We start from the raw sequence: 6,925 nt of genomic DNA on the forward strand, positions 1-6,925 counted from the left end.
GGGGTCAGCCGTGCCAGGAACGCCAGAGGGAAGCGTAGGCGCCACCTGCGGCGACCAGGTCGTCGTGCGTGCCCAACTCGGTGACCCGGCCGTCTTCCAGGACCGCGACGCGGTCGGCGTCGCGGGCCGTGTTGAGGCGGTGGGCGATCGCGATGACCGTGCGGCCGTCGAGGACCGCGGCCAACGCGCGTTCGGTGCGGCGCGCCGTCGTCGGGTCGAGTGCCGCCGTGGCCTCGTCGAGGATGAGCGTGTGCGGGTCGGCCAGCACGATGCGGGCCAGCGCCAGCTGCTGGGCGTCGGCCGGGCCGAGTTGGTGAGCGCCCTCGCCGATCGCCGTGTCGAGGCCGTCGGGCAGGTCGGCATACCAGTCGGCGCCGACGGCCAGCAGGGCGCTGAGCATGTCGCCGTCGCTGGCCTCCGGCGCGGCGAACGACAGGTTGTCGCGGAGCGTACCGATGAAGACGTGGTGTTCCTGGGTGACCAGCGCGATCAACTGCCGCCGCTGGGCCGGGTCGATCTCGGCCACCGGGACGCCGCCGAGCAGGACGCTGCCGCTGTCGGGGGCCTCGGTGCCGGCCAGCAGTCGCGCCAGGGTCGACTTGCCGGCACCGGACGGGCCGACGATCGCCAGCCGCTCCCCCGGGCGCAGGTCGAGGTCGATGCCGTGCAGCACGTCGTGCCCGGGCGCGTACGCGAATCGGGCGTCACGCACCACGATCCGCTCGTCGTCGGGAGCGGGCGCGACACCACGCTGCTCGGGAACGCCGAAACCGACACCCAGCACGCGGGCGTACGAGGCGATGCCGCGCTGTGCCTGCTCGATGAACTGGAGCATCCGGTCGAGCGGCTCGATCGCCTGCTGCAGCAGCAGTGCCGCCGCGACGACGTCGCCGATGCTGACCCGGCCCTCGCGCACCAGAGTGCCGCCGGCCAGCAGCAGGAACGCGATCGGCACGGCGTAGCTGGCCTCGATCACCGGGAAGAACACCGAGCGTAACGCCAGCGTCGCCCGCCGGGTGGCCCAGAGCCGGCCGATCCGGCTCGTGCCGTTGCCGATCCGGTCGTCGCGCAGCCGCAGCGCCTCGACCGTGCGGGCGCCTTCCGCGGTCGTGGTCAGCGCCTCGGTCAGGTCGGCGCTGGCCGCGCCCTCGGCCAGGTAGGCGGGGGTGGCCCGGCGCAGGTACCAGCGTGTGACGGCCAGGATCGTCGGCACCCCGGTCAGCGCGACGAGGCCGAGCCACGGGTCGATCAGGAAGACGGCGCCGAAGAGCAGCGCGATCTGGACGAACGCGATCAGCACGATCGGCACGACCTCGCGGACCATCGTGCCGACCGTGGCGACGTCGACCGAACTGCGGTTGGCGAGGTCGCCGGTGCCGGCCCGCTCGACCACGGCGGTCGGCAGGTCGAGGGTGCGGCCGACGAACTGCTCGCGGAGCCGGGCGATGGCCCGTTCACCCAGCCGGTAGCCGATCAGGTGCCCGAACCGCAGCAGCGCGCCCTGCACCACCGTGCAGGCGATGATCGCGAGCGCCAACCGGTCGACGGCGCCGGTGCCCTTGCCGGCCACCACGTCGTCGACGATGAAGCCGAGCAACCGCGGTGCGGCGAGGCCGGCCACCGCCGCGGCACCCTGGAGCAGCAGCACCACGATCACCGTGCGGCGTTCGCCGACGATCAGGTCGCGGGTGGCCCGCCGGGTGGTCGCCCGATCGGCGACCGGCAGGCCGGTCATCCCGCCACCTCCGCGTCGCTGTCGCGGGCGACCAGCGCCCGGTAGCCGGGTTCGCGGTCGAGCAGGTCAGCGTGTCTCCCGGTGGCGGTGACCCGGCCGCCGGCCAGGAAGGCCACCTCGTCGGCCTGGCCGAGCAGCAGCGGCGAGGTGGCCAGCAGCACGGTGGTGCGGCCGGCGCGCGCGGCGCGCAGCCGGGCGGCGATCCGGGCCTCGGTGTGCGCGTCCACGGCCGAGGTCGGGTCGACCAGGATCAGCACCTCGGCGTCGGCCAGCACCGCGCGGGCCAGCCGGACCCGTTGCCGCTGCCCGCCGGAGAGGGTGCGGCCCTGCGTGTCGACCTCGGTCTCAAGGCCCTCGGGCAGCGAGTCGACGACGTCTTCCGCGGCGGCCGCGTGGATGCCAGCCTCCACCGGCCCGGCGCCGCCGAGGGTCGCCCGCAGCGGGCCGGCGAACAGGTAGGCGTCGTGGTCGCCGACCACGATCCGGCGGCGGACCTCGGCCAGCGGCACCGCCCCGATCGGCACCCCGCCCCAGGTGACGTCGCTGGGTGCGAACCGGGCCAGCCGGTCGGCGAGCGCGGCCGCGGTGCCGGGGTGGTCGGCCGCGACGGCCAGCAGGCGGCCCGCCGGGACGGTCAGCCCGCTGTCGGGATCGTGCAGGTCGGCCGGGCCGGCCGGCGCGGCCGACGTCTCCGGGCCGCCGGCCGGGTCGGGTTCGACGGCGAGCAGCGCCAGGATCCGCCGGGCGGCGACCCGGCCGCGGATCACGTCGTGCGCGCTGCCGAGCAGGAACCAGCACGGCACGGCCAGGATCGCGACATATCCGTAGACGGCCACCATCTCGCCGACCGAGATCGTGCCGGCGGCGGCCAGCCGCGCGGCCAGCCAGACGACCAGCGCGAGGAACAGCCCGGGGATCGCGACGCCCAGCGCCTCGATCCAGCTGTGCGGCACGGCTACCCGGTAGCCCTCGGCCCGCAGGTCCTGCGACCGGCGGGCGTAGCGGCGGGCGAACAGGTTGCGCCCGCCGACGCCGGCCAGCACCCGCAGGCCGGCGACGATGTCGGCGGCGCGGGCGGTGAGCGCGCCCTGCTTGCGGCGGTAGTCGGTCTCGACCGCCTCCAGCCGCCGCAGCAGCGGCGCGACGACGGCGACCACGCACGGCACGCCGAGCAGCACGGTCACGGCCAGCGTCGGCGCCGCTGTCCAGAGCACGACCGCCACCGCCGCGTACGCGACCAGCGCGCCCACTCCCGGCCCGGTGAAGGTGAGCACCTGGGAGACGTAGGCGATGTCGCGGCCGCTGACCGTGGCGACCTCACCGGCCGCGAGCCGGCGGGTCAACGCCGAGCCGGTGCGGGCCAGGTGCCGCAGCAGCACCTCGGCGGAACGGGCGGTGGCGTCTTCGCGGACGAACGTCATCGTGCGGTGCCGCAGGATGCCGAGCCAGGCCAGGACCAGCCCGGAGAGCACGATCGCGCCGACCCACAGGAGCAACTCACGGTGGTCGCCGGTGCGCAGGCCGTCGTCGACCGCGCGGGAGATGAGCCAGGGCCGCACGGCGAGGGCGACCATCCAGGCGGTGCCGACCACGGCACCGCGCAGCACCCGCCAGGGCTGGCGGCGCGCCAACCACCACATGTAGCGGAACGGTCCCCGTGTGTCGGGCACCCCGGGATCGGCATGGGGGATCTGCGGGGGCACGGGTTCAACCTACCGTCAGCGGATGTTTCGCCTCACGCAGTTTTCTGCCAGGATCATATGCACGCATTGAAGTATTTCTTCATATGAGTGGAGGTCCGTGGATGAAGCAACGGTGGTGGCGCCTGCTCGGCGCCGTCTGTGTCGCTTTCCTCCTGCTGCCGTCGGCGCCCGCCCTGGCGGCTCCCACGTTCAAGGTGCCGTTCCCCTGCGGGCAGGCGTGGTCGGGGCAGACCCGCAGCGACCACAGCCCGGCGAACGCGATCGACTTCAACCGCACCAACGACGACGGCGACCCCGTCGTCGCCAGCGCACCCGGCACCGTCGACGTGGTCACCAACCTGGGTGACACGAGCTACGGCCGCTACGTGCGGATCAACCATGGCGGCGGTTACACCACCTACTACGCGCACCTGAGCGGGTTCAACGTGTCCGTCGGCCAGTCGGTCGGCTACGGATCGGTCATCGGCTACGTGGGCACCACCGGCAACTCGACCGGCCCGCACCTGCACTACGAGCAGCGCCTCAACGGCTCGGCCGTGCAGGCCCGGTTCAACGGCACGCTGGCCCTCTACTGGGGCACCAAGACCTACACGTCGGACAACGCCTGCTCCGGCACCACCGGCCACGGCACGGTCAACACGGCCGGCTCGCCGCTGACGGTGCGCTCGGGCCCCGGCACCTCCTACGCGTCGGTCGGCACGGTCGCCGACGGCGCCGGCGTGACCATCCAGTGCCAGACCAACGGCACCTCGGTCACCGGGACCTACGGCACCAGCACGATCTGGGACCGGATCGGTTCGGGCCGGTTCATCTCGGACGCCTACGTCTACACCGGTTACGACGGCTTCATCCCCGGCGTGCCACGCTGCTGAGCGGTTTCCTCCCGGACGGAGGGGACCGCCGTCCCCTCCGTCCGCGTGACCCGACGGTAACAGCGAGATAACGGTCGTTTCCCTGCCTCGACGCCGCCCCTACCGTTGGGAGGAGCGGTGGGAGGCCATGATGGACGGTTGGGTGTGGGCGTTGGTGGCGGTCGCCGTCGTTCTCGGCGGTGTGCTCGTGCTGCTCGGCCGGCGGCGGGCCGCCGCCCGGATCGCGGCCGACCCGCGGGCCGCCGGCCAGGCCGCCCTCCGGGGCATGGGCCGCGACCAGCGCAAACTGGCCAAGGGCACGATGCGCGGCAAGGGCACGGGCGAGGGCACCACCTTCGACACCTCGTGGGGCTCCGGCAGCAGTACCGGCGGCATGCCCTGAGCGGGGCCTGCCGCCGATCCGCGCGAGGTCAGCCGAACACCTCACGCAACACCTTGATGGTGCGGATCTGGTCTTCCGGCCCGCCGCCGTCGTGGTTGTTGAACGGCCACACGGTGATGTCCCGGGGGCCGGCCCAGACGTTGTGCGCGGCGTACACAGTGGATGGTGGGCAGATCGGGTCCATCAGACCGACCGAGAACGAGCCGCGACAGGTGGCGCGGGCCGCGAACGACGTGCCGTCGAAGTAGGCCAGTGTCGCGAAGGCCTGCTCCGCCTTGAGCCGGTGCGTGGCGCACCAGCGCACGATCTCCTGGTAGGGGTCGGCGTCGGTGATCGCGGTGGCCCGCCGGAACGCCGACAGGAACGGCACGTGCGGGATCGCCGCCGCGATGTCGTGGCGCAGGCCGCCCACCGCGACCGACAGCGCGCCACCCTGGCTGCGCCCGGTGACCGCGATCCGGGTCGGGTCGACGTCGGGGTGCGCCCGCGCCGCGTCCACGGCCCGGTAGGCGTCGACGTAGAGCCGCCGGTAGTAGTAGTCGTGCGGGTCGAGGATCCCCCGCGTGACGAAGCCGGGCGCCTGCGGGCCCGACGGCGCGCGGTCGGCGGTGTCGCCCGTGCGCCAGGTGCTGCCCTGGCCGCGGGTGTCCATCACGAAATGCGCATACCCGGCACTGGCGTACGCCAGCCAGTCGAGCGGTATCCCGCGCCCGCCGCCGTACCCGATGTATTCGACGATCGTGGGAAGCGGTCCCGAGCGGTCGGCGGGGAGGATCAGCCAGCCTTTGATCGGGTCACCGCCGAAGCCGGCGAACGTCACGTCGAACGTGTCGACCGTGCGCAGCAGCGCGTCGTAGGGCGCGAACTCGGCCTCGACCGGCACGCCACCGGCCTCGTCGAGGGTGCGCCGCCAGAACTCGTCGAAGTCGGCCGGCTCCGGCTCCGGGTAGCGGTAGGCGACGAGTTGATCGAGGGGGAGGTCGACTTCCACGGCAGGCTCCTACGTCGTTGTGCCAGGGTCGCGCTCGATCCGGCGCCGGGGGGCGCCGGACGCCGTTTCGAGCGAGGTCACCTGGCAGATGGTACGACCTGATCATTGCGTGGTGAGATCGAACTGCTCCCAGGGGCCGATCGCGGTGCGGTTGGCGATCAGCGGGTTGGCGCCGGCGTTGTCGGCACAGACGTAGCGCCCGTTGACCGTTGCCTGCAGGCTGACCGTGCCGTTGCTGTTGCGGATCAGCCGGAACGTCTCCCAGCCCCCGGCCGCCGTGCGGTTGGCGATCAGCGGGTTGGCGCCGGCGTTCTCGGCGCAGACGAACCGGCTGTTGACCCGGGCCCGCAACGCGATCGTGCCGCCGCTGAGCGCGACCATCTCGAACTGCTCCCAGGCGCCCATCGAGGTGCCGCGGGCGACCAGCGGGGAGGCGCCCGCGTCGGCGGCCTGCACCCAGAGGTTGTTGGCGCGGGACCGGAAGCCGTAGGTGGCGGCCGGTGGGTTGCTCGGCCCGCCCGCGACCGGCTGGGTGGGGCGGGTCGGGGTCAGTGCGAGTTGGCCTTTGAGCATCCGGCCGCCGTCGGCGGTGATCCGCAGGTAGTAGTCCGAGGAGCAGAACGTGCCGTCTTCGTCCAGGGCACGAATGGTGGCCCCGGCCGGGGTGGTCGCCTGGGTTTCGCTGGTCTTGGCGATCTGGTTGCCCTCGTTGAACTCGTCGAACATCGACACATACAGCCCGGCCGCGCCGACCCGGACCATGTTGTAGATGTGCCGCCAGTAGAAATCGCCGTGCCGGCGATGCCCCGAGGACAGGTCACCGGGCATCACACACGGCTGGTAGTCGATCCCGTTGGCGTTGCAGTCAGCCTGGTCCGCGACGTTGACATTGGTGTAGAACCAGTCCAGGCCGGCCAGGTCACCGGTGCGGCCCACCATCCACGGCGAGATCATGTTGAACGCGTGATAGACCTCCAAGAACCCGGCCCGGGAGTCGTTGATCCCCTGCCGCCAGTACGTCGGCACCCCACCGATCACGTAACAACCCTGCGCCTTGAACCAGGCGACCACATCCAGACACTGCGCCGGGACGAACGGGCGGCCCGAATCGTTGAACCCGAACCCCCAGATACACACCACCGGCTTGCCGTTCTGCCGGGCATAGGCCGCCGACCCGGTGTGCGCGGACATCTTCGCCGTCCAGTCCGTCTTGATCTCCGACTGCATGTTCGTCCAGCCCGT

6 protein-coding genes are annotated in these 6,925 nt (G+C 72.6%); 2 read left to right on the forward strand and 4 right to left on the reverse strand.

Annotated features, from left to right (window positions below):
• Positions 1–4 precede the first annotated feature (4 nt).
• The gene (locus AB0J74_RS35365; protein ID WP_363456432.1) at positions 5–1,735 is read right to left on the reverse strand and encodes an ABC transporter ATP-binding protein; all 1,731 of its coding nucleotides are present in this window, start codon (positions 1,733–1,735) and stop codon (positions 5–7) included.
• On the reverse strand, positions 1,732–3,342 hold the full coding sequence (locus AB0J74_RS35370) for an ABC transporter ATP-binding protein (protein ID WP_363456450.1): 1,611 nt from the start codon (positions 3,340–3,342) through the stop codon (positions 1,732–1,734). Before AB0J74_RS35370 ends, AB0J74_RS35365 begins: the two co-directional genes overlap by 4 nt.
• 197 nt (positions 3,343–3,539) lie before the next feature.
• Here AB0J74_RS35370 and AB0J74_RS35375 point away from each other — a divergent pair, with 197 nt between their 5' ends.
• Positions 3,540–4,310 carry a peptidoglycan DD-metalloendopeptidase family protein gene (locus AB0J74_RS35375; protein WP_363456435.1) on the forward strand — a complete coding sequence of 257 codons (771 nt, stop codon included), beginning with the start codon at positions 3,540–3,542 and terminating at the stop codon, positions 4,308–4,310.
• Between the two features lie 127 nt (positions 4,311–4,437).
• Positions 4,438–4,692, forward strand: a complete 255-nt coding sequence (locus AB0J74_RS35380) for a hypothetical protein (RefSeq protein WP_363456438.1) — start codon at positions 4,438–4,440, stop codon at positions 4,690–4,692.
• 28 nt (positions 4,693–4,720) lie between these two features.
• Here AB0J74_RS35380 and AB0J74_RS35385 read toward each other — a convergent pair whose 3' ends face one another.
• Positions 4,721–5,683: an acetylxylan esterase gene (locus tag AB0J74_RS35385; RefSeq protein ID WP_363456441.1), complete on the reverse strand. Its 963-nt coding sequence runs from the start codon at positions 5,681–5,683 to the stop codon at positions 4,721–4,723.
• A 102-nt stretch (positions 5,684–5,785) separates the two neighbouring features.
• A partial coding sequence (locus tag AB0J74_RS35390; protein ID WP_363456444.1) for a lectin occupies positions 5,786–6,925 on the reverse strand: 1,140 nt, incomplete at its 5' end.

Origin of the sequence: Asanoa sp. NPDC049573 (assembly GCF_040676615.1) — a bacterium.
In the GTDB taxonomy this organism is placed as follows: domain Bacteria; phylum Actinomycetota; class Actinomycetes; order Mycobacteriales; family Micromonosporaceae; genus Asanoa.